We start from the raw sequence: 25,080 nt of genomic DNA, 5'->3' as shown, positions 1-25,080 counted from the left end.
TACTCCTGCCGCGATAAATCGTTAAAGCTAAAAAGTTGCGTTAACGATTAATAACGCGCACAATCCGCTAAAGCAATTATTTTGCGTTTATTCGCCGGAGAGTGCAATGGCTATCGATACCACCCTGAAGTCGTCCCGCCCGCCTTCGTCACAAGCGCTCTGGCTGTATGCACTCGCTTCATCGACGTTTTTCGCGGCATCCAGCGCGCCTACGCCGCTTTATCGTGTGTATCAGGAGGCTTGGGGCTTTTCGTCGGCGATGGTCACGCTGGTGTTCGCCAGTTACGCGTTCAGTTTGCTCGCGGCGTTGCTCACAACCGGCTCGCTTTCCGATCACATCGGCCGGCGTCCGGTTATTGTGGGCGGGATCGTGCTGGAGGTCGTCGCCATGCTGGTTTTCGCCGATGCCCGCAGCGTCGGCATCCTGATCCTGGCGCGCGTGCTGCAGGGCTTCGCGACCGGCGCGGCGACGAGCGCGCTGGGCGCGGCGATACTCGATGCGAGTCGTACACGCGGTTCCCTGGTCAATACGCTGTCGCCGTTGTTGGGCATGGGCGTGGGCGCGCTTGGATCGAGCATGCTGGTGGAACATGCGCCGGCGCCCATGCGGCTGGTTTATATCGTGTTGATCGCGTTGTTTGTATTGCAGGCGGTTTGGGTTTTGGTGTTGCCCGAAACCGTGAGCCGGCTTCCGGGCACGCTGGCTTCGCTGGTGCCACGCGTGCGGGTTCCATCGGTGGCGCGTGGGGCGTTGCTGCGCATCGCGCCGGTCAACGTCGCGGTGTGGGCGCTGGGCGGTTTCTATTTATCGCTGGGGCCATCGCTTGCGCGCGCTGTCACCGGAACCAACGATGCCACCACCGGCGGCTGGGTCGTGTTTGCGCTGACCACGGGCGGCCTCGTTGCCGTACTGCTTTTGCGTTCGATGAGCACCTTGCGCTTGTTGCTGACCGGCGCAATCGTGCTTGCGGCCGGTTTGCTGATCACGCTCACCGGCGTGCACGCGGGCAACGCAGGGATATTTTTTGCCGGTACGATCATCGCAGGGATGGGTTTTGGCTCGGCTTTTCAAGGCGCGCTGCGCTCGGTCCTGCCGCTCGCAGAGGCGCATGAACGGGCGGGGCTGATGGCGGCGTTGTATGTACTGAGCTATCTGGCGTTCAGCGTGCCGGCGATCCTCGCGGGAACGATGGCGCACGTGGTCGGCCTGCGGCTGACGACTGATGTGTACGGCATTGCGCTTATCGTGCTGGCTGCAATGACGGTGGTCGCGAGCGGTCTGGGTAAAAGCGCGCGGATGGCACGCGAGGTGAACTAGGTTTTTTTGCGTGCAGCGGGGCCGGCGGGACTGAACCAGTAGGCAATCGCGCCGATCACGAGCGGCACGGCCGTCACCAGAAACAAGCGCGAATACAGGTCAGCATTCGATACCCCCGCATGCAGCGCATGCCCCGCGATCAGGCCGAAGATGCTGCTTGCCAGCGCCACGCCCAGAAACACGAGGCTGTTAAGCAACCCAAGGCCAAGCCCGAGCTTCGCGGGTGCGATGATGCCGCGCGCCTGCGACATCACGAGCGGATGAATGGCGCCCACGGACAGCAGCAGGCAGATCGCGGCGACGCTGACGGCCGGGCTTCGCGCAGGCGTCGATGCAAGCACGAGCGCGGCGAAAATTCCCGCTGCGAGCCATCCGAGCGTCAGCGCTTTGGGCGCCATGCGTCGCACGAGTACCGGAATGCAGAACGACGCCGCAATTCCCGCGATGCTCGTGATGGTCATGGCGTTGCCCCGGGCGATGACATCGAAGCCGAATACGTCGGCGAGATACGGCCCGCCCCACGACGTGCGAAACGTCGCGCCCACCGACATGGCGAGACACACGGGCATCAGGGTCCACATGCCGCTCTTGCCGCGCGATGTTTCCCGTGCGGCCGGATGTGCGTTGTGCGAAGGGATATCGTCGCGACGCTGCACGAAAAATGCAACGCCGAGCGTCGCGATCAGCATGAATGCCGCCGATAGTCCCATCGCCGGCCGCCATCCATAAACCGATGTCGCGCGGCTCAGCGGGAACGCCGCGATCAATCCTCCAATCATGCCGATCGCGCTCGCGGTGGTGATCGCGCGAACGCTGCGCGCACTGCCGCCCTGAATGCCGCGTAGCACATGGTTCAGCAAGCCCATGAAGACCGGCGCGCATCCCAAGCCGATTCCGGCCTGCGCGATGATCGCCATGGCAGGGTCCGTCGTCATCGATAAAAGCGCCACGCTCACCGTACCGATGGCCATCAGCACGGCCGTCGGATAACGCACGCCGAAGCGATCGAACAGCATGCCGACCGGGATTTGCGCGATCGCAAAGATGAGAAAGAACGCGCCGGAAAACCAGCCGAACATTCGCGGCGTGAAATGGAAATCGCCGATGAGCTGTGTCGATATCACCGCCACATAGCTGCGAAAGAACTGGCTGAGCACATAACTGAAGGTGAGCGCCCACAAGCCGAGGTCGGCGTTTTGTGCGGAAGCTGATGCTTGGGATGTGTTCTGAATATCGGTCATTCAATGAATTTTATGCATCCGCGCGCGCCTTCGCGATCTCGCGCGGTGTGAGTCCGAGCAGCCGGTTCATCCAGTGCGCCATGTGGCTCTGATGCGCGAAGCCCGTATCGAGTGCAATCTGGCTCGTGCTGAGCTTGCCTTGCAACAGCAGCACCTTTGCACGTTCCACGCGCCGCTGGATCACATACCGATGCACCGGCAAACCGAGCGTTTCGCGAAACAACACCTTAAAATGCGGCACGCTGAGTCGGGCAAGCGCGGCGAGTTCATCGAGCGTCAGACGCTGATCCAAATTGTCTTCAATGAATTCGACGATCCTTGCCGTCGTTCGCGGCGCCAGCGTGCGACGGCGGCTTTCGAGCGCGGCGCTGGTTACGCCGCCATCGACCAGACGCACGATCATCGCGGTGCAAAGGCTTTCAGCGTACAACGGGTCCGAGGTATCGTCGGCCTCGAGCTCAGCGCGCAAGGCCCAGGCAAGATGCTGGAAACGAGGGTCGCGCATCTGAAGTTGCGGACGAATCCGCGCACGGCTTGGCCGCACATCCAGTTGTTCCAGCGTCCTGGTTGCGAACGGCTCGCTTATCCAGATGCTCAGGATCGTGCAGTCGGATTCATCGGTCCATTGGCCTTCGAGTCCTGCCGGAATTACGTCGGCATCGCCATGCGCTTGCACGCGCGAGAGCCGATACTCGCTCGTGACACAGCGCGCCACGACCGGTGGACCGACGTGCACGCCGACCACGTGATGCGGCATGGCGGGAATCCGGTGCACGCCCGCCGATATTCCCAGCAGCGCCGCGCCGAAGCCGTTCCACCCGCGGTCCTTGCTCGAGCGCAGATTGACGCGTGAACCGGAGGATAGGGGCGTGGCTGTGTTCATGACGACTCCTTGGGCGGGAAGCACCGTGCATTGTGCGGGGTTTTTCGCCGTTTTGCTTGGCAGATGAAGCCATGATGCAAGGCACAAAACAATCATCCGGATCTGCGCATTGTTATCTACGCGTGCGCGCCGCGAATGGCGTTTTTTCCTACGATGCAGCATCCAGACAAGCAAAGGAGCAGCACATGATCGTGACATTCGGTGCTTCAGGAAAAGTGGGAAGGGCAACGGTGGCCGCTTTGCGCAGTAGCGGACAGGCGGTCCGTGCGGTGGTCAGGAGCAAGCAACAAGGCTCGGACCTGGCGCATTTTGGATGCGAAATCGCATTCGCTGATTTACTCGATACAGCGTCCGTGGCGAACGCCATTCGCGGCGCGGACGCCGTGCAGATCCTCTGCCCCGTGCCCGTCGGCGACGCTCATCCGGCCAATACGATGCGTCGCATGATCGATGTAATCGTCGAGGCGTTACGCGCCCATCCACCGTCACGGGTCCTTGCGTTGTCCGACTATGGCGCGGAGGTGGAACGCGGTACGGGCATTACCATGCTATTTCACGCACTGGAAAAGCAGTTGAAGCCGGTGGTGAAAAACCTGACGTTGTTGCGCGCCGCAGAGCATATGCAGAATTGGGCGCGCGTGCTGCCGATGGCTTTATCGACCGGGATTCTGCCGTCTTTGCATCATCCGCTGAGCAAACGCTTTCCGACGGTTGCCGCGCAAGATGTGGGACGGCTTGCGGCCGAACTGCTGCTCGATCGTGGATACGCCGACTCGCTGCGCACCGTCAGCGTGGAAGGTCCGCGCCGCGTCAGCGCGCTCGATGTCGCCCGCACGCTGAGTGAAGTCAGCAGCCGCGAGATCACCGCGCATGAACTGTCACGCGATCAATGGACTCCCACGCTGCAGCGTGCCGGCCTGAGCGCTGAACACGCAAAGCTCATCACGGATCTTTACGACACGCACAATGCAGGCGGCATCGATGTTCAGGCGCTCAGCGAACGCCGCTTCGGCAAGACGGAGTTATTCGAGGTACTGGCTTCCGTATTGCCAACGAACGCAACGGCGGCGCGTTGAATGCGCCCGCGATCCATGCTGGCACGCATGTGCGTTACCGTTGTGATCATGCTTGCGGGATGGATCGGCGGGCATTCACTGCAACGCTTGATCGACGCCATTCCCGATAGCAACGACGACTTCATCTTCTTCTGACGCGCGGCTCCGCGCTCCCCGGCCGGTCCGGGGTATTCCCCTATCAACCGTGTTAACCCTCGGATATTGAAGCCTTAAAAAAATGTCCCTATGATCGGTGCAACGATTTAGTAAAACGTTCTACCAAACTACAAAATCAGACGGAGACAAAGACATGCAGGCTTCACGTCGTCACTTCTTGCAGGCGGCCGGCGCGGCTGCGGCCACGTTTGCGGTGCCACAAATCGGCCGCGCTGCGGCGCCCGTTCAGTTGCGCTTTTCATCGACGATGACCGCCGACGAAAACTCCGCGCACTACATCTACTACCAGCGTCTTCAGGAAAATTTGAAGAAGAGCGTGGGCGACCAGATTCGCGTCGACTTTTTTCCGAACGGGCAATTGGGCAAGGAGGCGGACGTCGTCCAGCAAGTGCGGCTTGGTTCCATCGACATGATGATCACGGGTAGTTCGATCTGGGCCACGGCGCTACCTGAACTCGCGCTGCTCGATCTCGGTTTTCTCTTCGATGACTGGGCGCATGTCGGCAAGTCGGTCGACCATGGCGTCGCCGATGTCTACGACAAGCTGCTGCAAACGCGCACAGGTTGCTCAGTGGTTGGCTGGGGTTCGCACTTCAACGCGCGCAGCGTGTACACGAAGCCTGCAATCAAGGACATCGCGCAGTTGAAGAACGTGAAGCTGCGCGTGTTGCCAACGCAGGCGTTTATCGAAACGTTCAAGCTGATGGGCGCGATCCCGACGCCTATCGCTTTCAACGAGGTGTACACCGCCGTGCAGACGGGCGTGGTCGAAGGCTTCGAGCATGATGCGGCGAGTGTGCTCTCGAACAAGCTCAACGAAGTCGTGCAGAACAGCTGGCAGACCAATCACTTGTTCAGCCCGTGCATTACGGTGATCGGCAAGCGCGGCCTCTCGAAGATCCCCGATGCAATCAAGCCGCAATTCCGTGAAGCCGCGCATGAAGCGAGTCTTTATCAGCGGCAGGCTGCGGCGACCAAGGGCGCGGACGCCATCGCGTCGCTCAAGAAAGCGGGCATGACCTTCTATCCGATGGCGGACGCCGAGCGCGCCAACATCCGCAAGCTGATGCGCGAGAAGCTGTGGGTGCCGTTCACGCAAAGCAATCCGGTGACGGCGCCCGTGCTTGCCGCAATCGACGCTGCGCGCGCCTGAGTCTGCATACGCTTGAAGTATCGAGGATCGAGAACCGACATGAACGAATCACTTGGCAACATCGCCACGCATGACCTGCACATTGCGGAAGCGCCGGCTGAAGTGGCGGGGCCGGTTATTACCTCGGGCACGTGGGGCTTCGGTACGCTGACCACGGGCGGACATCTGCTTGCCACGTTGTGCACGTTCATCGAACGCCTGTGCGCTGTGGTGCTCGGCGTGGACGTGCTGGTGGTGTTCGTCTCGGTCATCCTCCGATACTTCGTGCATCATCCGGTCGACTGGGCAGAAGAGGTCGCACGCGGCCTGATGATCATGATGGTGTTCCTCGGCGGCGCGACCGTGCTCGCGCGCAGGCAGCATGTGAACATCGATTTCTTTCGCGCTCTGTTGCCGCTTTCGTGGCGTCCGGCTGCGTTGCAGATTGGTTATTGGGTCATCGCGGGAACTGCGGGCGGTCTTGCGTATTCTGCGTGGCTGTTGCTCGAAGACTCGGCAAACGTGACCACGCCGATGGGCCTGCCTCAATGGCTCAACGTGCTTCCCGTATTGCTTGGCGCGTTGCTGATGACCGTGGTTGCAGTCGCGAGCGCGATCACCGGTGCAACGCGCACAACATGGTTCACGCTGCTTGCCTGCTGCGTTGCGGCCGCTGCCGTGTGGGGCTGGAACACGGCGTTCGAGCAATACGCCATTGCGCCCTGGGCGATGCTGCTGGCCGGGTTTATCGGCGGATTGATGGTGGGTGTGCCCATCGCGTTTGTGCTCGCGCTCTCGGCCTTGCTGTACTTCATCAGCGACCCAAGCCTGCCGATGATCATCTACTCGCAGCAAGTGATGGCCGGCATGGATCACTTCGTATTGCTTGCCATTCCGTTCTTCGTGCTGGCGGGCCTCGTGATGGAAGTGAACGGCATGTCGTCGCGGTTGATCGAATTGCTGGTGCGCATTTTCGGCCGCGTGCGGGGATCGATGAACCTCATCGCCATTCTCGCGACCGCGTTCTTCTCGGGTGTATCGGGATCGAAGCTCGCGGATATCGCGGCGGTCGGCGGCATTGTCGTGCCGGCGGTACGGCGCACGAAGCAGGACCCGAACGAGACCGCTGCGGTACTTGCGGCATCGGGCGTGATGGCCGAGACCATTCCGCCCTGCATCAACATGATCATTATCGGCTTTGTCGCGAACATCTCGATTGGCGGGCTGTTTCTTGCGGGCATCGTCCCCGCTGTGGTGATGGCGATGGCGCTTGCAACGCTCGTGGTTATCTTCGGCAAGAAGGTCGATCCGAAGACGGCGTTTGCGAGCCGAAAGCCGATTTTCAGGCTGCTGGGCGGCGCGCTGGTGGCGTTGGTGATGGTCATCATGATTGGCAAGGGCGTGACCTCGGGCGTCGCGACATCGACCGAAGTGTCCGCGTTTGCCGTGGTCTATGCGCTCGTGGTCGGCGGCATTACGTTTCGAGAGCTTACGCCGCGCGCCATCGCGGCGTTATTCGTGCGCGCTGCCGCGATGGCCGCTGGCATCCTGTTCATTATCGCGGCGGCATCCAGCGTGGCATTTGCGCTGACCATCCTGCAAATTCCCGCAATGTTGTCGGCCGGGATGCTCGCGCTCGCGCACAACTACGGGAGCGTGGCGTTCCTGGCGGTATCGGTGCTGATCATGATCGTCTTTGGCGCCGTGCTGGAGGGCGCGCCCGCGCTGATCATCTTCGGGCCGCTGCTCGTACCCATCGCCGTTCAGGTAGGGATCAACCCGCTGCATTTCGGCACGATTGCCGTCACTGCAATGGGACTCGGCCTGTTCTCGCCGCCGTTCGGCCTCGGTCTCTGCGCCACATGCGCCATGACAGGAACGCGCGTTGAAGATGTCTCGCGGCGCATGCTCAAGTATCTTGCCTTGCTGGTCGTGATGCTCGTTCTACTGGTCCTCGTGCCGTCCATTTCGTTATGGCTGCCGCGACATTTCAACATGGCCTGAAGCGGATAACCCATGGCTACGATTCACGACGTCGCGGCGCTCGCGGGGGTATCGACGAGTTCAGTTTCAAATGTGCTCAACGGGCGCACCGAGAAGCTCAGCGCGGAAACTTATTCGCGGGTGGAAGAAGCGATCCGTACGCTCGCGTTCCGTCCAAACCGCGCGGCTCGCCAGCTGAAGACAGGGCACACGCCGATGCTCGGCCTGCTCGTGCCTTCGACCGCGAACCCCATGTATGGCCAGCTTGCGCTCAACGTCGAAGCGGCGGCGCAGACGCGCTTCAACTACCGGCTGCTGCTGGGCAATACGCATCGTGACAAGCAGCAGGAATCGCGCATGTTCGACGACCTGTTGTCGTTCGGCGTGCGCGCGGTGATCATCGTTTCTTCCCTCGACGATGAACGCCATCTCGACGAAGCCGTCGCGCGCGGACTCGCGGTCGTGAGCTACGACCGCAGTGCGAACAACGGCAGCCATTCGCTGGTCGATCACGTGTCTGCGGACAACTATCAGGCGGGTTATCTCGCGGCGGATCATCTGATCGCGCACGGTCACAAGCGCCTCGCGTTCCTCGTGCCAGGCGGCAAGACGGTAAGCCGCGGCGACAAGATCGACGGCTTTCGCGAACGGGTGTCGCGCGAAGGGCAGCGCTGTACGGCGAGTGTCATAGAAGGGCAGGTTTCCGAGGCGTTTGGCGATTCCGAACTCGCGGACCTGGGCTTCGCCATGGCAAGCCAGGTCGCGACATTGCGATGGATGCCAACGGGCATTGTCACCGTCAACGACATGCTGGCAATCGGCCTGATGTCGGGTCTGCAGCAACTTGGCTTGCGGGTGCCCGACGATGTCTCCGTTGTCGGCATGGATGGTTTATCCGTGGCGGCTTTCGTGAGCCCGGGCCTCACGTCCGTTGCCATGCCGCTTGCCGAGATGGCGAGCACCATGGTCGAGCGCGCGATCGCCCGTTCGACCCAGCCGGATCTGCCCGCTGCCGACTTTCTTTTTCAACCTACGTTAATCATGCGTCAGTCGGTCGCCAAGCCGGCGCGCGCCAAAAAGGCGGCACTCTCCAAATGACGAAGATCTACCTGACTCACTCGTCCGATGCGCTCAAGAACTACTACGGCGAGCGGGCATTGACCGAACTGAAGACGCTGGGCGACGTAACCATCAACTCGCTCGGCCGGCCGTTATCGCTCGATGAACTCATTCGCGAAGCACAAGGTCACGAGATCGTGATTGCAAGCCGCGATGCAGCCGCGCCCGCCGCACTATTCGATCAACTACCTGAGTTGCTTGCCTATTGCCGCGTGGCGGTGGACATCCGCAATATCGATGTGGATGCCGCGAGCCGTCACGGCGTGCTCGTCACGCAAGCAACGCCAGGCTTCGACACGTCCGTTGCCGAGTGGGTGATCGGTGTGATGATCGATCTGAGCCGCGGCATTAGCGCAGCGGCAGCGGCCTACTGGCAAAAACAGGCGCCTGTCATTGCGATGGGACGCGAATTGCGCGGTTCGGTGCTTGGGATCGTGGGATATGGGTTTATCGGCAAGCGGCTTGCGGAACTCGGCATTGCAATGGGAATGCGCGTGATTGTCTCTGACCCGATGGTGACGATCAAGGAACCCGGAATAGAGCAGGTCCCGTTCGAAGAAGTGTTGAAACGCGGCGACTATGTGGTGTGCCTGGCGCCCGCCACGCCCGCCACCGCTGACCTGTTCAATAGCGCGGCCTTTGCACGCATGCGGCGGGACGCGTTTTTCATCAATGCTTCGCGAGGCGAACTTGTTGACGATAGCGCATTGCTGCATGCGCTCGATACCAATGTGATAGCTGGCGCTGCCGTGGACGTGGGACGTGCGCCCGATCAAATGCCGACCCCGGCGCTCGCCGCGCATCCAAAGCTTGTGGCCAGTCCGCATGTTGGCGGTTTGACGCCGTCGGCGATCGAGCATCAGGCCATGGATACCGTGCGTCAGGTGCGCTCGCTGCTCAACGGCGTCATGCCCGATCATGCGGTCAACGCAGAACATGCCGCGCGACTCGCGCGTTTGCCGGGATTCGCCGGCGCCTTGCAAGGAGAGCAGTCTTGAACGACGCGTTTGCCAACATGCCCGACAATGCGTGCGACTGTCACGTTCATATTTACGAGCTTGAACGATACCCGCTTGCAAGCACATCGACGTACGGACCACCGCAGGCCTCGTGGAGCGACTACCAAAAAGTGCAGCAGCGCCTGGGACTCACGCGAGCAATCCTTGTGCAGCCGACGGGTTACGCCTTCGACAACCGATGCCTGCTCGACGCATTGCAATTGTCTGGCGGCGCGGCGCGCGGCATCGTGGTGATCCGGCCTGATACGTCACCTGCCGAACTGGAAGCTATGCACGACGCAGGTGTGCGTGGCGTGCGCTTCATGATGATTCCTGGCAGCGGCGGCGTGCTCGCATGGGACGACCTCGAAGCCATGGCGGCTCGCATTGCGGAATTCGGCTGGGTGATCAACCTTCAACTCGATGGCCGCGAGTTGGCGCAATTTGAAACGCGTTTGCGTGCGCTGCCGTGCTTGCTGACGATCGATCATATCGGCAAGTTTCTCGAGCCGGTTGCGACTGATCATCCCGGCTTCAGAAGCCTTTTGAATCTGCTCGATGCAGGGCGAACATGGGTGAAGGTATCGGCGCCATACGAAACATCGAAGATTGGACCGCCGCTATACGACGATGTCAGCACGCTCGCCCATGCCTTGATAGAACATAGTCCCGAGCGGTGTTTATGGGCGAGCAACTGGCCGCATCCGGGTCGTAAGGTGCGGCCAGACGCCGCCGAGATGCTCGCGTTGTTGTCGCACTGGGCGCCTGACGAATCAGTTCGCAGGAAGATACTTGCCAGTAATCCAGCCGCGCTTTACGGGTTTTAGCGCGACTGCTTTTCACCACGCATCGAACGCGGTGAATCCGTCATGACCGCGTCGATTCCCAACTTCGACGCGGTTGCATACGCTTCAGCGGAATCCACGCCGAAAGCCACGATCTTCACGTCCCCGTTCGTCTTGAAGCATTTCACGGCGGCGGGTGTCCACCATTTTGCGTCGACCTTGGACACGCCGGTCCCAAGCGTAAAGCGCTCGATCACCTCGACCTGCCTATGCAACTCGATACCGACCCAGCTTCCCGCTGGCGGCGGGTTATCGCAGGTGCCGCCAAGCGATAGATCCACAAGACGATCGCGCGTCGCGTCGCGCGTTTCGAACACCTGCGCTTTTGGATAAGCCTTCATGAGCTGGATGGCTACGGCGTCGGTGGAATATAGACGCACGCGAGACCATGCGTTCGACTCATCGAGAACGCGCGCGACAGCTGTCACAAGCGGCGCTGGCGGCGTTTGTTTCATATCGAGCATGATTGGCACGTTGGCGGGCACGGCCTGTAATGCCTGGTGCAACGTGGGAATCCGCAGCGGCTTGCCACGGTACGGATAACTCACCTGACCCGATGCATCCTTTGCTTCGAAAGAATACCCTGCATTGAGTGTCTCGATATCGCTTAGGGTGAGGTCATCAATACGTCCATGCGCTTCTGTCAACGCGCCAAGATCGCCCGGACGGTAGAGCACCGGAACGCGATCACTCGTCACCTGGACCGTCATCCATAGTGCATCGGCGCCGTTATCGAGCGCAGTGCGGAACGCCAGTAACGTGTTTTCGGGTGTATCGCCGGTACCGCCACGATGCGCGATGATCATCGGGTCTGCGAGCGCGGGCAGCGTTATAAGCATGCAAAGCGATGCTGCATTAAAAAATTTGAAAAAGCCCAATGTCATTGGTTTGTCATCCAGATCAAATACCAGGTTCGAACCGGCGATACTATATCGCCTCCGCTGCAGTAGATGGTCGATCGCGTAGACTGTCCGATCTCTCAGAACAGCAGGCAGCATCTAGATGAACGTTGGTCTTTTCACGTTACCCATTGCACCGCTTATTTTCTTTGTCAGTGTCGTTGCAGCACTTTTCACCGGATGGATCTTTCGCAAAGGCCGCGCGGATGTCGACGGCGTGCTTTTTACCAGTGTGTTCGTCGGGCTGATCGTCGCGCGGCTGTCATTCGCTTTGCACTATCTGCCCGCATACAAGGACAACTGGTGGAAGATCCTCGATTACCGCGATCAGGGATTCGACCCGGTTCCCGGTCTGGTCGCTGGAGCGTGTGTTGTGATGTGGTTCGCGGTTCGGAGGCGGGCCATGCGCGTGCCGCTATTGGCGGCGGTTGTCGCGGGTGCCGTTGTGTGGAGCAGCGCTAACATAGCAATCAATTTTTCGCGCACGCCTCAAAACATCCCGGCCGTTTCGCTGCTCGATCTGGAAGGTGTGCGGCGACCACTCTTCAAGGGAAACGGCCGTCCGGTCGTAGTTAATCTTTGGGCGACATGGTGTCCTCCATGTCAGGCTGAAATGCCGGTTCTGGAAGAGGCGCAGAAGAACCTGCCAGGTATTGATATTGTGTTCGTCAATCAGGGCGAGACGCACAACACGGTCAGCAACTATCTGAACTCGCACGATATCAAGATCGAGAATGCGCTGCTCGATCCACAACTCAGTGTGGCAAGGGCAGTTGAAGCCAGGGCGTATCCAACGACGCTTTTCTACGATGCACAAGGGCGGCTCATATCGGCGCATCTTGGCCAATTTTCACGTGCGACGTTCACGCAAGCCATGGAGCGTTTCTATCCGGACGTTGCAGCCACGCTTGCGCAATAATGTCGGTGGAAAATTTTCTTAATGGATTGAACACATGACGACGTCGTTGGCGCTTGATAAGGACTTTTGCAAGCTGCTCGTAAGCAGTCATCTTCGCATTGTCGGTACACCACTGATCGATCATGAAGATTTGCAAGGCAACGCCGCGCAATGGTTATATGAAGACGCGCCGTTCTGTGTCGTTGCGCACAACACCGATGCAGATCCGCGCTTCGTGTACGCAAATCGCGCGGCACAGAAATGCTTCGAATATTCCTGGAGCGAATTCACGCAGTTGCGCTCGCGTTTGTCGGCCGAACATCCCAATCGTGATGAGCGCGATGCGCTGCTGGAATCTGTGCGAACGAAAGGTTATGCGAGCGGTTATCGCGGCCTTCGCATTGCAAAGTCGGGAAGGCGATTCTGGATCGAGAACGTAACGGTCTGGAACCTGATTGATGATGACGGTGTGTATCGCGGACAGGCGGCTACGTATCGTCAATGGAAGGATGTTTAGCCGGGCGTCGATTTGAACGCGTGACTTAGCGTGCGCAACGCCGAACGCACGTGCCGGTCAGTCGTCGATGAATACAGGACCACGTCTCTCGATGGCAGCGGGGGTAAGCCGAACCTCGCGCCGACGTCGATTGTTCCTGGCGGCGCGACGCGCTGGGGCATTGCCGCGACGGCCAGTCCCGCCTGAACCGCTGCGCCTATGGTAGCAACGCCGCCGCCCACGAAGACTTCCGTCCACGGCATCCGTGCTTCTTCCAGCGCGGCGACCGCCATTGCTCTGACGCGGCACGGGTACGCCTGGGTTGCAAGTCTGAGAGGCTCACCCGCGCGATGTTTCCAGTGGGGCGCTGCCATCCATCCAAACGTTTCATTGAGCAGGACGTCACCGTCGCGACGGTTGTCATCGTGGCGCAGGACGATGGCTGCATCCAGCGCGCCCTGATCGAACTCGGCCTCGACCTCGCGTGATGTAGACACGCGCATCTCCACAATCAAGGCAGGATCGGCGTTATGCATGTGCTTGAGCAGTAACGGCAGTTCGCTTCCTACAATGTGATGACTGATCCCCACCTTCAATAACGTCCGCTCACGTTCCAGCGATGTGATCGCGCTTTCTTGCGCGGCGAGGAGACTGCGTGCCGACGGCAGGAAGGCATCGCCTTTGGCAGAGAGCCGCACCATGCGCGGCGTCCGTTCAATGAGCTTGTGTCCGAGCCGTTCTTCAAGGCGCTTGAGCTTCAGGCTGATCGCCGATTGCGTTGTGTCCAGAATATCGGCGGCGCGTGTGAAGCTTCGCAAGTCTGCGACAAGAACGAAGGCTTGAACGGCTTCCAGATCGAGCGCTCTCATGGGCGATCCATTTCAGTTCTTAATGACAGAAATACTATGAATGGCGTTTCGCGAACGGTCAATCAATGACACGCTGATGTTTCAGCATTGACTACGGATATGACCGATGCCGCTTAGCACTGAGCAAGCTTACATGGATGAGCGCATCGACGCAGATATCGGCATGCGATATGCGCTTTACGCGCATATCGCTGGAATCGGCGTTGGCCTGTTGCTTATCCTGAGCATGACTGCATTAGCTTGCGTAATGCTAAGAAACTGGTGAAGCGGACATTTCCTTAAAGGAGTACGACCGTGTTGATCAAGCAATATGAACATCGGCTTCCTTCAAACTACGACATGAATCAGATTCGCGACCGCGGACGTACGCGCGGCGCATTGTGGAACAACGCGGAGGGGCTTGTCTTCAAGGCCTTTGCGTTACGCGAGCGTGCCAGAAGCGACGCTCCGAATAACGCCTATACGTCGGTTTATCTTTGGCTTGACGAAGGTGCGGCCGGAAAGTTCGTCACGGGAACCGGATTCAAGCATGTGCTTGAAAGCTTCGGCCGTCCGGAAATCGAGTTGTGGCTGCCCATCGATTTCCGGATTGGCACGGCAAAGGAAGCCAGATCGCTTTACCGGGAGGATATTCCGGTCAAGGAAGATGCCGATCTTGAGGCGTTAAAGCAAACCGAGGCCGCGCGCAACGAACGGATTGGCACAAGGCCGGACACGGTCGCTTCGCTGGTCGGTCTCGATGTCCAGTCGTGGCGGCTAGTGCGATTCACGTTGTCTTCGGAACCATTACGTCCCTTCGATGAAGGCAAGGGCTACGAAATCGTGCATCTGGCAGCACCCGGCTTGGCCAAGCTCGCCGCGGACAAGGCGGTGACCTTATGAATCAAAGCCCGATCCGCTAAGCCACGATGCGAATATGCATATCTGCTTTTGTTACGAGGAACTCGGGCACCAAGCCGTTAAGATTTGCGCTAACCATTTTCGGTCGGGCTTATTCCATGGCAAGCGTTTCCACTCCTGCAGACGGCGGCGAGCGTCTTCCGCCGCTGCAGACTCTCGCTTATTTCGATGCAGCCGCGCGGCACCTCAACTTCACTGCGGCGGCGCGCGAACTCGGGACATCGCAGCCTGCGGTGAGCCACCGGATCAGCGCCCTCGAAGCTGATCTCGGCATGCCTTTGTTCAAGCGCCTGCATCGCGGCGTTGAACTGACCGAAGACGGCGCGTCGCTCTTTGAAGCGGTTTTCGAGAGCCTGGATGGCATACGCTCGCGAGTATCCGATATTCGTTCGCGTCGCCGACGCCGAACCTTGACCCTCGCGACCGATTTTGGTTTCGCTTCCTATTGGTTGCTTCCAAGGCTTGCAGAGTTGCGCAGCCTCATGCCTGAGTTCGATGTTCGCATTACTTCATCGCAACAGGATTTCGATGCAATCAGGGACCACGCCGACCTCGCAATCACGTTCGGTGCGGGACGCTGGTCCGGCTGTGCGGCGCATCGCTTGTTTCAGGAGACGGTAATCCCGGTCTGCGCGCCGTCATTGCTTAAAGGTGCGCAGGATACTTCAACGGCGGGAGATCGGCTGCGCAACGCTTCTTGCATCTTGAGGGCGTGACGCCGTCAAGATGGCTTACATGGACCGACTGGTTCAACGAACACGGTGTAGTGCCCGCGACCGACAGCCGGCATTTCACCTTCAATAGCTATTCGAACGTGATCGATGCGACCGTTGCCGGGGAGGGTATTGCGCTCGGATGGATTCCGTTGATCGATCCGCTGATTCGTAATGGCAGTCTGGCGATCGCTAGCAATCTGCCGATGACCACGAACGGCGGATATTACCTGCTGATTCCGCCAACCGACCGCTTTGGCGAAGCGCGGGACCAGCTTGCGCGATGGTTGATCGCCGAGTGCGGCAAGGAAGCATCGCAAATTCATGTTGCGCCGACCGTATCGCCTGCGCATGAAAGGGTCTTGGACGTCGCGTAGGCGCTAGGCTTTAGCGAATGCCGACCGGGATTTCTCCTTGAGCCACGCAGTCAACTTCTCGATCGATCGATCCATGACGCCGCGCTTCGCTAGCAGGCCCATGGTTGTGGTCTCCCCGACCACTTCGACCTCTACCCATGCGTTGCAGGAACACACATGGACATCGCCCGTATCCAGATCAACGCGAACTCGAGGCGACAAATCCATTAGCCAGTCGAGCGAAGGATCGCGATAGGTCAAGCGCAGCGCGCCATCGATTGCGATCAACTGCGTTCCCGCACGTTGATGGCTAGCGTGGATCTGACCCGGATGCAAACAGACGGTTTTCATAATTAAGCTCGCTGACAGGCTTGAACGTGCCTCAAGCTTATTGCCGGCCATGCTTGTGCGACAGATCCAGCGCGGTAGAATCTGTTACGCAACAGATTGGCGATTCCTGATCTGTATCCGTTCATTTATGGCGCGTCTGTATCTGGCGCGCGCACCGGCGCACAGGCAGCATTAGCACATGACCACGTCTTCAGACACTCTGCCGCGCGACCTCCCAATGGCAGGTGAACCGCTCTATGAGCGCCTTGCCGAGCACTATCGACGGGTCATTACGTCCGGGACATTGGCGCCTGGCGACCGCATGCCGTCGGTGCGCGTGCTGATGACGCGGCACCACGTCAGTCTTTCCACCGCGCTTCAGGTGTTCCGCCGGCTCGAGGACGCGGGCTGGCTGCAAGCCAAACCGCGTTCAGGTTATTTCGTGCGAAGGCGGAGCAGTGCGCAGCTACCTTGCGTCGATGAACCCGCGACCGCAACGCCTCCCGGCGAGGCACAGTTTGTCGGATTGCACGAATCAATCTCGAAGGTCGTCGCGTTAGCCCAGCAATATCCTGATGCGTTGAATCTGGGTGGGGCGACTGCCGCCGCTTCGCTTTATCCGACTGCGCGGCTGCAAGCGCTCACGATAAAACTCTTGCGTCAGAAACCGACGCTGCTCACCGAGTCCGGGCGGGACTCCGGCGGTGCATCGTTCAGGCAGGCGGTTGCGAAGAGAGCGCTTTCCGCCGGTGTCACGGTGTCGCCGGAAGAAGTCGTCGTTACCAATGGCGGGGTCGAAGCCGTGAATCTGGCGCTGCGCGCCGTTACGCAAGCCGGCGATACGGTTGCCATCGAATCACCGGCGTTCTTTGGTGTTTTGCAGATCATCGAAAGCCTTGGGCTGCGCGCGCTTGAAATTTCCACTAGCCCGTCGACGGGGATATCCATCGAAGCACTGGAAATGGCCCTTCGTGCTTATGGGAACATCAGGGCACTCGTTGTCGTCCCGCATTTGCAAAATCCGCTTGGTTGCAACATGCCCGACGAACGCAAGGCCGAACTCGTTCGACTATGCGCGCAACACAAAGTCGCGCTGATCGAGGACGATCCTTACCGCGAACTCCTCGATGAAGCCGATCAGCACAAACCTTTGAAAGCGTGGGACAGGGACGGCGGCGTCATTCATTGTGTGTCGCTGAACAAGGTACTGGCACCCGGACTGCGGCTCGGATGGATGTCGGCCGGGCGGTGGCACGCGCGCGTCAAGATGCTGAAGTTCGCGCAAAGCCGGAACAACGAAACTTTGTCCCAGTTGGTGGCCGCCGAGTTCATGGGTTCAGGGGCTTATGACCGGCATCTGTTTCAACTGCGTGAACGCCTGATGACTCAGCGAATTGCGACCGCTGAAGCGATCGCGCGGTATTTCCCGCCTGGGACGCGGCTTAGTGCGCCAACGGGCGGCGTGCTGTTATGGGTGGAATTGCCCGCTGATACAAACTCGGAACGCCTCTTCGAAACTGCGCTTGCGGACGGAATTCGCATTGCGCCCGGGACTATATTCTCGAACTCGCGGCGTTTTGCATCGTTTATTCGATTGAGCTGTGCGCAACCCTTCGACCAGACCCTGGACGATGCATTCCAGCGGCTCGGCCGACTGGCGCTTAGTGCCAATTAGCCGAACATCTTCCAGCTCCAATTTTTCCAAGACCCTTTTCGATAAAGGTTGACTTGTCGTTTGGCGACTGCCTAGAATCCGGGCATCGTTAAAAATGAGGCCGATGCCTTGGACACCTGCAGTAATCAACCATCGAATTGTTTGGCTGCCTGAGCGGCAGGACTTCGCGCTTTTATCTCAAGCCGCCGTCCTGCCAGCAGGCAGACGGTGCGCGTCGAAATACCTTACCCGTGTACCTTTTTTCTGCGCTTTCAGCGCAGTGTCCAACCACGTCCGAACGAGTGGTTTGCCAGTTGTCATTTGACCGTCATATCGAGTCAATACGGTGGCGCTGCGCCCGGCGCCCGACAACCCACGCGAAAAATACAAGTTAAAGAATCGCTCCATGTTGAATTATCTTCTTCCGCTTCTGGCCGCATTGGCATGCGGCATCGGCATTGGTCTTGAGAGACAAATGCGTCAGCGTACCGCCGGACTGCGCACCATCACACTCGTCACGTGCGGCGCATGCCTGTTTGTACTGCTCGGCGCGATGACCGGTAACGGCACGACCACGCTTACGCAGATCGCTGCATATGTAGTGTCGGGCGTCGGCTTTCTTGGCGGCGGCGTCATCATGCGTGAGCAAGGCGCCATTCAAGGCATCAACACTGCGGCTACCTTGTGGTGTTCCGCCGCGGTCGGTGTGCTTTGCGGAGCTGGACACTACGGTCCTGCGCTGGCGGGAACGGCGGTGATCCTGTTTATCAATACCGTATTGCGAGAGGTCGGCCGCGCGATCAATACCACACCGGTCGCATCCGCCGACCTGCTGCGCAAGTACGTGCTGACCGTTGTGTGCCGTGAGCAGGACGAGGTGAATGTTCGAGCGCTCATCACCAATTCAATGGTGTCCGCGCCGTTGTCGTTCCAGGGGCTGAGCAGTCGAGATATCGACGATGAACCGAAGCGGGTGGAAGTTATCGCGACGCTTGAAACGCATCCCCGGTATCAATCGAAAGTCGAAGCGGTCGCGAGCAGGCTAAGCATGGACAAAGGTGTGTCGAGTGTGAGCTGGGCGGGACTGGATACGGTCCCGTTGGCCGACTGACCAGAACAATCACTGTTGCGGAATGGGTTTTGAAAGAATGGACCGGTACCATTCGCCGGGCGACGCCACGGCACGACTGTGTGTTTGTGGCGTTTTGGCGCGGACCTGTCTCTAGCGCCGCCTCACATTCTTCAAGGTTGCGAATGAGCACTTATGTGTTGTTGGCTTGCGGTTTCGGAATCGGATTGGCGATCGCGATCTGGGGCATATTCGACGCACGCAAACACTCAAGGCATAACGACAAGCACTGACATGTTGGCGATCCACCGCTTAGCAATACACTACGTTTACAAGGCGCTTGTTTAAAGCCTTCAATCGGCTGAACATGACGAGCTTGTCATTTTGGCGTCAGCTTTAGGTCAGCACAGGTCCCTCAGAATTGCGTCATGGTCATCGCATGTTGATTGACAGATGACCGTGGGCTTCATTCATGCCGAGCGAAGCCTATGTTTCATTTCGCATAGAGGCAGACCATCATGAAATCATTCATTCTCACAACGCTGGCCATCGCATTGGCTACGCCCGTCGTTTCATTTGCGCAAACGGCCGAACCCGTTACGCGCGCGGAAGTACGCGCTGACCTGGTCCAGCTCGAAAACGCCGGGTATCGTCCGGTATCGCAGGACGCTGCATACCCGTCGGATATCCAGGCCGCAGAAGCACGCGTACATGCCGGTAGCGGTGCAAGCGCGTATGGCGGCGTGTCAGACACGGGGACGTCGATGTCTCCGGTCGGCAACCCTACCGCTGACCATTGATTTAAGTAGCTTGAATAGGCGCCAAACGAATTGACGTTCGGCGCCAGACTGCTGAGGACGCGCTTAAGTGCGTTGTCCTTGTGCAGGCGCGTCTCTGCGTTCGTCGGAGGGCGTCGTTTTGGCTTTTGTCCGGGCAGGCAGGAAGGGATAAATCAACAACTGGTAAGCCCCGCCGCCAATCACACCGCCGAGCAAGGGCGCCGCCACCGGAATCCACCAGTAGTTATCGGGCGCGGGTAGCGCCGACGATCCCCAGCCTGCAAAGTAAGCAAATATCCTTGGACCAAGATCGCGGGCGGGGTTCATGGCCCATGCTTCCAGATATCCCATCGATGAACCCAGGATCGCTACCAGCAGCCCGATCATGAGCGCACCCGAATTGGCCTGCGGCGCCATTTCGTTGAATTGTTCGGTGATCGCGAAAATGCCGAAAAGCAAAAGCGCAGTGAGAATGACTTCATTGGAGAACGCGTGCATGGGCGTGACTGCCAGACCCGGATGTGTGAAGAACACCCCAGCGGCGCCGCCTTCCGCGCGTGTCAGATGATGCGTCAGGTTGTAGTGATCGATGACCGGACCGAACAGCGCGTACACGATCACTGCGCCCAGAATGCCCCCGAGCAGTTGCGCTGCCCAATAAGGCAAGACCTTCTTCCATGAGAAACCGCGGAACATGGCAAGCGCAAGCGTGACTGCGGGATTCGCATGCGTGCCGGAGATCGAACCGGTGATATAGATGGCCAGCGTGACCGCCAGTCCCCATGAGATGCAGACGCCCCAATATGCGTTCGCGTAGGGGCTGGGATCGTAAAGGGTGTACATGCATGCAACGGAATCGCCAAACGCGATGATGATAAAAACCGCGACAGCCTCGGAGATTAGTTCTCCGATGAATTTTTTTCTCGTGAAGGGTACGGCAGTAGAAGACACTAAGAAATTGCTCCGGGAAAAATGAATTGCGGTGGCCTTTATCCGGTTGATTTGCTCACCCGGATAAAGATAGGCTCAGGACGCGTCAGCCCATGCCTTGGCAGCGTTCACCGCACGATGCCAGCCTTGCATGTGACGCTTCACGTCTTCGGCAGGAAGGACCGCGGAGAAACGCCTGTCCAGCTTCCATTGGCTTTGCAGTTCGTCCACATCTTCCCAGTAGCCCACGGCAAGTCCTGCAAGATAGGCCGCACCTAGCGCGGTCGTCTCGCTGATTTTCGGGCGCACCACGTCAACGCCCAGGATATCGGCCTGAAATTGCATCAGCAAGTCGTTGGCCACGGCTCCGCCGTCCACGCGCAATTCGCCGATCCGCATGCCGGAGTCGGCTTCCATGGCCTTCAATACATCGATAGATTGGTACGCAATGCTTTCCAGGGCCGCGCGCGCAAGGTGGGCAGACGTCGTGCCACGAGTTACGCCGAACAATGTGCCGCGTGCATGCGCGTTCCAATGGGGCGCGCCAAGACCGGCGAAAGCGGGCACGAGATACACGCCGTCGCTATGCGGAACGCTGCGCGCAAGTGTTTCAATTTCCTTCGCAGTCTTGATTATGCCGAGTCCATCGCGCAGCCACTGCACAACCGCGCCGCCAATGAAAATGCTGCCTTCCAGCGCGTAATTGACCTTGTCGCCGATCTGCCATGCGATGGTGGTCACAAGATTGTTGCTCGATTCAATGGGTTTGTCGCCCGTGTTCATCACGAGGAAGCAACCCGTGCCGTAGGTGTTTTTCACCATGCCGGACTGCGTGCACATCTGGCCGAAAAGGGCAGCGTGCTGGTCGCCTGCAATGCCGCCGAGCGGAACTTTCGATGCAAACACCGTCGTTTTCGTTGGTCCATAGACTTCGGACGATGACCGCACTTCCGGCAGCATGCTGCGCGGAATATCGAGCGCGTCGAGCAGCTCATCGTCCCACTTGAGCGTATGAATGTTGAACAGCATGGTGCGCGACGCGTTGGTCACGTCGGTAATATGGAGCGCGTGCTTTGTGAAGTTCCAGACCAGCCAACTATCGACCGTGCCGAATGCGAGACGCCCGTTTTTGGCTTTCTCTCGCGCGCCTTCCACGTTGTCGAGAATCCAGCGAATCTTGGTCGCCGAGAAATACGAATCGATAGGCAGCCCGGTCTTCGCGCGCACCTTTTCTTCGAGTCCCTGCGCCTTGAGCTGATCGCAGAGGTCGGCCGTGCGGCGGTCTTGCCAGACGATCGCGTTATAGATGGGATGGCCCGTCTCGCGATCCCAGACGATGGTCGTCTCACGCTGATTCGTGATGCCAATGGACGCAATCGACGCCCCGTTCAACCCGGCCCGCGTGACGGCTTCTGCCGCGACGCCCGCTTGCGTGGACCAGATTTCCTGCGGATCGTGTTCGACCCAGCCCGGCTGCGGATAAATCTGCGCGAATTCCTTTTGCGCCACGGAGACCACGTTTCCCTGGCGATCGAACAGCATCGCGCGTGAGCTTGTGGTGCCCTGATCGAGCGCGAGGATGTATTGCTCCTGCATTGTCTTCTCCACTTTCCTGGACGAATCGCCGGGTCTGTCTGGCGATATTAACGGCTTCTTGTTTTAACCTTCGGTTCAATGCGCACTGCTCGCCAGCGCCGCGGATTTTCCCAGTATCTGTCAACAAAAGAAAATTTATCGAACCGATAATGTTCGAATTCGAATGCTAATGAACAGATTCGAAAATGTAAAGTCACAAATGGTGCTGGCAACCAGGTGCGGAAGCCAAAAGCAAAACGCCGGCCGCATGCGGGGCATGCAGGCCGGCGATCGCGAGAGGCGTTGGATAGATCGTCTGGTCAGGCGCCTTCGGCGTTGGCGCCGAGCGTCAACGCTGTCTCCGAACGCGCCTTCATTTTCGTTTCGAGCAGACGATTGGCCGCGATCGAACCTGCGACCGCGCATAACATCGGCACCAAGAAATCATGATCGACTCGCGTGAATTCGACCATGAGGACGAGCGCGGTAATCGGCATGTTCATCGATGAAGCCAGGAACGCCGTCGCGCCCACAATCGCAAATGCGCCGATGGGCGTGCCCGGCCATATCAGCGTCCACGCGCCGCCGAGCACGATGGCGAGCAGCGCGCCGTTGGACATGCCGGGCGTGAGCAAGCCGCCCTGAGCGCCGGCCCGCAAGCTGCTGACTGTGATGGCGACCTTGATCAGCAGCAGGGTCGCGGCAAGTCCGATGGTCAATTCATTGCTGAAGCCCAGTTGCGCGGGCGTCTTGCCGTTGCCGAGGATTTGCGGAAACGAAACCGCCAGCAGGCCGATGACAAGAAAATTGGCTATCGATAAAAGCGGCAGCGTCCATCCCTTCGGCGCGGCGGCGCGTGCACGGCTGGTCAACTGAACAAACGCGAACGCAGCGACGCCAAACACCGGCCCCATGACGATAGACCATGCGACCAGGTTTGCGCTCAGCGCGAAATGCGGGACGATGTACTGCGACTCATCGCCGAGCCCCAGCCATGCGACAACCGCGGCAATGACCGACGAGACCAGCGCGGGAATGACCACGCGCAACTCGAACGAACGAAGCAGAACTTCGAGCACGAAGATCGCGCCGCCAAACGGGACGTTATAGACCGCGGCGAGTCCTGCGCCCGCGCCACAAGCTACCATCAGCCGGGTTTGTTCGATGCTGAGACCGGCGTAACGCGACAGCCATCCCGCGATAAGCGAACCAACCTCGCGCGGCGCCACTTCGCGGCCGAGCGGCGAGCCGAGCGCGACCGTGATGATCTGCAAGAGCGCGTGCGCGGTCGTTGTTGCGGGCGGCATGAGCGGATCGCCGGAGCTGATTGCCTTCTTGATGCTGACGAGGGGCCGGCCGTATCGATACACCGCGAACCAGCCGAATCCCGCGATTACACCGCATGCGAGCAATACACCAATGCGCCGTTCCGCCGATGCTGCGGCCACACCTTCATAGAAACTTTCGTGTCCGACCAGGAGGGTGATGCTGTATCCGTAAGCGAGGTGCTGAATCAGATGAAGCAGAAGGGCGAGCGCCATGCCGCCCAATCCGGCGCCGATGCCGGTGAGAACGGTGACCGCTGCAAGCCGGAAAAGCGGCTCGGCCGGAGCGGGGCGGGGGGTAGAAGTCGACATCGGTAATTCAGCAAATATCAATTAGCAAGAACCCGGAATTTACTGCCCGGAAAATAAGACGTCAAATTCATTTATTGACCATATTGATGTAAATAGTGAATGAATGAGCGATCTCTGGTCGCATTCGAAGTCGGCATCTCCAGGTCGGCCGCCAAGCAAATTGAAAAATCCGGCTATTTTTGCCATAATGGCAAGACACGACACGCGGAGGTCATGGTGATCACTCCTTTGATTGACTTTCAAGAGCTGCCACGCAAGAACGCATCTCAGGTGAAGAATAAATGGGCCGAGGTAGTGCGCTTCGTTCGCGAGGAAGGCAGTGTCGCTGTAACCAGTCACTCGGCTGTCGAGATCGTGATGCTCGACGTCAACACTTATAGACAACTCACCGAAGAAATCCAGGTGCTCAAAGCCCGCGAGCAAACGGGGTTGGACGAGCTGGAAAACCGGTTTAATGCTCGGCTGGCTTCGCTCCAGCAGCCGGAAGCGCGCGCAAATGTGCAGGCGCTCTTCAACGCCCGGGGGAAAGCCGGCAAGCGGCCTAAGGCCGGTTCATCGTATTGATGCCGGAAGTCGTTGCAAGGCAGCGCCCATTCATTCTGGTACTTGCCGGCGTCAACGGAGCCGGCAAGAGTTCGGTCGGCGGGGCGATGGTTCATGAGTACGGGCTGACATGGTTCAACCCGGACGCCTACACCCGGGAATTGATGGCGCAATCCGGCATGGACCTGGATGAAGCCAATGCTCGCGCGTGGGAATTCGGTCGATCCAGCCTGGAATCGGCGATAAAAACCGAAACGAACTTCGCCTTCGAAACGACTTTAGGCGCGCGAACCATCCCAGACATGTTGATGGCTGCAACCCGCACGCACGACGTCTTCATTCTTTTTTGCGGGCTTTCGTCGCCGGAACAGCACATCGAGCGCGTGAGATTGCGCGTGGCCCACGGCGGCCACGACATCCCCGAAACCAAGATTCGCGAACGCTGGACCGGATCCCGCACAAACCTGATCAGGCTGTTGCCAAAGCTGGCCAATCTCCAGGTTTTCGATAACAGCGCCGAAGCCTCGCCGGGCGAAGATATCCCCGATCCGGTGCTGGTGCTGGAATGCATCGCGGGAAAGATTGTCTTTCCTGATCCGGACGATGCCGCCGCGCTGGCCGCCACGCCGGAATGGGCCCGGCCTGTCGTACAGGCCGCGATCGAGGCGTCATCTCCGTAAC

The 25,080-nt window shown here is 59.2% G+C and carries 26 protein-coding genes; 18 read left to right on the top strand and 8 right to left on the bottom strand.

All coding sequences use genetic code 11. The features are described 5' to 3' along the window. Positions 1-106: 106 nt before the first annotated feature. Positions 107-1,318: an MFS transporter gene (locus HB633_RS03760; protein ID WP_213776735.1), complete on the top strand. Its 1,212-nt coding sequence runs from the start codon at positions 107-109 to the stop codon at positions 1,316-1,318. Here the strand turns inward: HB633_RS03760 and HB633_RS03755 are convergent. Both HB633_RS03755 and HB633_RS03750 read right to left on the bottom strand, forming a co-directional pair. Further along, the gene (locus HB633_RS03755; protein WP_213776734.1) at positions 1,315-2,559 is read right to left on the bottom strand and encodes an MFS transporter; all 1,245 of its coding nucleotides are present in this window, start codon (positions 2,557-2,559) and stop codon (positions 1,315-1,317) included. The genes HB633_RS03760 and HB633_RS03755 overlap by 4 nt on opposite strands. 10 nt (positions 2,560-2,569) lie before the next feature. Next, entirely contained in the window at positions 2,570-3,442 is an 873-nt protein-coding gene (locus tag HB633_RS03750) for an AraC family transcriptional regulator (RefSeq protein ID WP_213776733.1), read from the bottom strand. Between the two features lie 185 nt (positions 3,443-3,627). On the opposite strand from HB633_RS03750, the gene HB633_RS03745 reads away from it, so the two are divergent. The 7 genes from HB633_RS03745 to HB633_RS03720 all read left to right on the top strand — a co-directional run bounded on the left by HB633_RS03745 (position 3,628) and on the right by HB633_RS03720 (position 10,733). Further along, positions 3,628-4,518, top strand: a complete 891-nt coding sequence (locus tag HB633_RS03745) for an NAD(P)H-binding protein (RefSeq protein ID WP_213776732.1) — start codon at positions 3,628-3,630, stop codon at positions 4,516-4,518. Next, positions 4,519-4,653 carry a hypothetical protein gene (locus HB633_RS30760; RefSeq protein ID WP_255580732.1) on the top strand — a complete coding sequence of 45 codons (135 nt, stop codon included), beginning with the start codon at positions 4,519-4,521 and terminating at the stop codon, positions 4,651-4,653. A 154-nt stretch (positions 4,654-4,807) separates the two neighbouring features. Further along, positions 4,808-5,827 (top strand): TRAP transporter substrate-binding protein, encoded by a 1,020-nt coding sequence (locus HB633_RS03740; protein ID WP_213776731.1) that lies wholly within the window; start codon positions 4,808-4,810, stop codon positions 5,825-5,827. A 39-nt stretch (positions 5,828-5,866) separates the two neighbouring features. After that, entirely contained in the window at positions 5,867-7,810 is a 1,944-nt protein-coding gene (locus HB633_RS03735; protein WP_213776730.1) for a TRAP transporter large permease subunit, read from the top strand. A gap of 12 nt (positions 7,811-7,822) precedes the next feature. Continuing rightward, positions 7,823-8,887, top strand: a complete 1,065-nt coding sequence (locus HB633_RS03730; RefSeq protein WP_213776729.1) for a substrate-binding domain-containing protein — start codon at positions 7,823-7,825, stop codon at positions 8,885-8,887. Beyond that, on the top strand, positions 8,884-9,906 hold the full coding sequence (locus tag HB633_RS03725; RefSeq protein ID WP_213776728.1) for an NAD(P)-dependent oxidoreductase: 1,023 nt from the start codon (positions 8,884-8,886) through the stop codon (positions 9,904-9,906). The genes HB633_RS03730 and HB633_RS03725 overlap by 4 nt, the downstream gene beginning before the upstream one ends. Next, positions 9,903-10,733 carry an amidohydrolase family protein gene (locus HB633_RS03720; RefSeq protein ID WP_255580731.1) on the top strand — a complete coding sequence of 277 codons (831 nt, stop codon included), beginning with the start codon at positions 9,903-9,905 and terminating at the stop codon, positions 10,731-10,733. Before HB633_RS03725 ends, HB633_RS03720 begins: the two co-directional genes overlap by 4 nt. Here HB633_RS03720 and HB633_RS03715 read toward each other — a convergent pair. Further along, positions 10,730-11,590, bottom strand: coding sequence for a glycerophosphodiester phosphodiesterase family protein (locus HB633_RS03715; RefSeq protein WP_255580730.1), 861 nt, complete (start codon positions 11,588-11,590; stop codon positions 10,730-10,732). The two genes, HB633_RS03720 and HB633_RS03715, sit on opposite strands and share 4 nt — an antisense overlap. A gap of 163 nt (positions 11,591-11,753) precedes the next feature. On the opposite strand from HB633_RS03715, the gene HB633_RS03710 reads away from it, so the two are divergent. Next, positions 11,754-12,569 (top strand): TlpA disulfide reductase family protein, encoded by an 816-nt coding sequence (locus HB633_RS03710; RefSeq protein ID WP_213776726.1) that lies wholly within the window; start codon positions 11,754-11,756, stop codon positions 12,567-12,569. 34 nt (positions 12,570-12,603) lie between these two features. Beyond that, positions 12,604-13,065 (top strand): MEKHLA domain-containing protein, encoded by a 462-nt coding sequence (locus tag HB633_RS03705; RefSeq protein WP_213776725.1) that lies wholly within the window; start codon positions 12,604-12,606, stop codon positions 13,063-13,065. On the opposite strand, the gene HB633_RS03700 is transcribed toward HB633_RS03705, so the two are convergent. Continuing rightward, positions 13,062-13,913, bottom strand: coding sequence for a LysR family transcriptional regulator (locus HB633_RS03700; RefSeq protein WP_213776724.1), 852 nt, complete (start codon positions 13,911-13,913; stop codon positions 13,062-13,064). The two genes, HB633_RS03705 and HB633_RS03700, sit on opposite strands and share 4 nt — an antisense overlap. Before the next feature lie 294 nt (positions 13,914-14,207). On the opposite strand from HB633_RS03700, the gene HB633_RS03695 reads away from it, so the two are divergent. The 3 genes from HB633_RS03695 to HB633_RS03685 all read left to right on the top strand — a co-directional run bounded on the left by HB633_RS03695 (position 14,208) and on the right by HB633_RS03685 (position 15,903). After that, the gene (locus tag HB633_RS03695; RefSeq protein ID WP_213776723.1) at positions 14,208-14,795 is read left to right on the top strand and encodes a DUF4865 family protein; all 588 of its coding nucleotides are present in this window, start codon (positions 14,208-14,210) and stop codon (positions 14,793-14,795) included. Between the two features lie 116 nt (positions 14,796-14,911). Then, entirely contained in the window at positions 14,912-15,529 is a 618-nt protein-coding gene (locus tag HB633_RS03690) for a LysR family transcriptional regulator (protein WP_213776722.1), read from the top strand. Continuing rightward, positions 15,526-15,903, top strand: coding sequence for a hypothetical protein (locus tag HB633_RS03685; protein WP_213776721.1), 378 nt, complete (start codon positions 15,526-15,528; stop codon positions 15,901-15,903). Before HB633_RS03690 ends, HB633_RS03685 begins: the two co-directional genes overlap by 4 nt. A 3-nt stretch (positions 15,904-15,906) precedes the next feature. Here HB633_RS03685 and HB633_RS03680 read toward each other — a convergent pair whose 3' ends face one another. Continuing rightward, positions 15,907-16,233, bottom strand: a complete 327-nt coding sequence (locus HB633_RS03680) for a hypothetical protein (RefSeq protein ID WP_213776720.1) — start codon at positions 16,231-16,233, stop codon at positions 15,907-15,909. A gap of 178 nt (positions 16,234-16,411) precedes the next feature. Here HB633_RS03680 and HB633_RS03675 point away from each other — a divergent pair, with 178 nt between their 5' ends. From HB633_RS03675 to HB633_RS03665, 3 genes are all read left to right on the top strand, one after another. Further along, positions 16,412-17,887, top strand: a complete 1,476-nt coding sequence (locus tag HB633_RS03675) for a PLP-dependent aminotransferase family protein (RefSeq protein WP_255580729.1) — start codon at positions 16,412-16,414, stop codon at positions 17,885-17,887. Positions 17,888-18,272: 385 nt separating this feature from the next. Further along, on the top strand, positions 18,273-18,977 hold the full coding sequence (locus HB633_RS03670) for an MgtC/SapB family protein (protein ID WP_213776719.1): 705 nt from the start codon (positions 18,273-18,275) through the stop codon (positions 18,975-18,977). A 476-nt stretch (positions 18,978-19,453) separates the two neighbouring features. Further along, complete coding sequence (locus tag HB633_RS03665) at positions 19,454-19,735, top strand: DUF4148 domain-containing protein (RefSeq protein ID WP_213776718.1); 282 nt, start codon at positions 19,454-19,456, stop codon at positions 19,733-19,735. A gap of 63 nt (positions 19,736-19,798) precedes the next feature. Here HB633_RS03665 and HB633_RS03660 read toward each other — a convergent pair whose 3' ends face one another. The 3 genes from HB633_RS03660 to HB633_RS03650 form a co-directional block, all read right to left on the bottom strand. Continuing rightward, a complete protein-coding gene (locus tag HB633_RS03660) occupies positions 19,799-20,665 on the bottom strand; it encodes an MIP/aquaporin family protein (protein WP_213776717.1) in 867 nt (288 codons plus the stop codon). A 75-nt stretch (positions 20,666-20,740) separates the two neighbouring features. Beyond that, a complete protein-coding gene (gene glpK / locus HB633_RS03655) occupies positions 20,741-22,240 on the bottom strand; it encodes a glycerol kinase GlpK (protein ID WP_213776716.1) in 1,500 nt (499 codons plus the stop codon). A gap of 299 nt (positions 22,241-22,539) precedes the next feature. Beyond that, positions 22,540-23,856: a chloride channel protein gene (locus tag HB633_RS03650; RefSeq protein WP_213776715.1), complete on the bottom strand. Its 1,317-nt coding sequence runs from the start codon at positions 23,854-23,856 to the stop codon at positions 22,540-22,542. Between the two features lie 99 nt (positions 23,857-23,955). Here HB633_RS03650 and HB633_RS03645 point away from each other — a divergent pair, with 99 nt between their 5' ends. Both HB633_RS03645 and HB633_RS03640 read left to right on the top strand, forming a co-directional pair. Then, positions 23,956-24,420: a type II toxin-antitoxin system prevent-host-death family antitoxin gene (locus HB633_RS03645; protein WP_255580728.1), complete on the top strand. Its 465-nt coding sequence runs from the start codon at positions 23,956-23,958 to the stop codon at positions 24,418-24,420. Then, the gene (locus HB633_RS03640; protein ID WP_213776714.1) at positions 24,420-25,079 is read left to right on the top strand and encodes an AAA family ATPase; all 660 of its coding nucleotides are present in this window, start codon (positions 24,420-24,422) and stop codon (positions 25,077-25,079) included. Before HB633_RS03645 ends, HB633_RS03640 begins: the two co-directional genes overlap by 1 nt. Position 25,080: the final 1 nt, after the last annotated feature.

Origin of the sequence: Caballeronia sp. dw_276 (assembly GCF_018449635.1) — a bacterium.
Lineage (GTDB): Bacteria > Pseudomonadota > Gammaproteobacteria > Burkholderiales > Burkholderiaceae > Caballeronia.
This window is presented reverse-complemented; position numbering and strand designations above follow the sequence as displayed.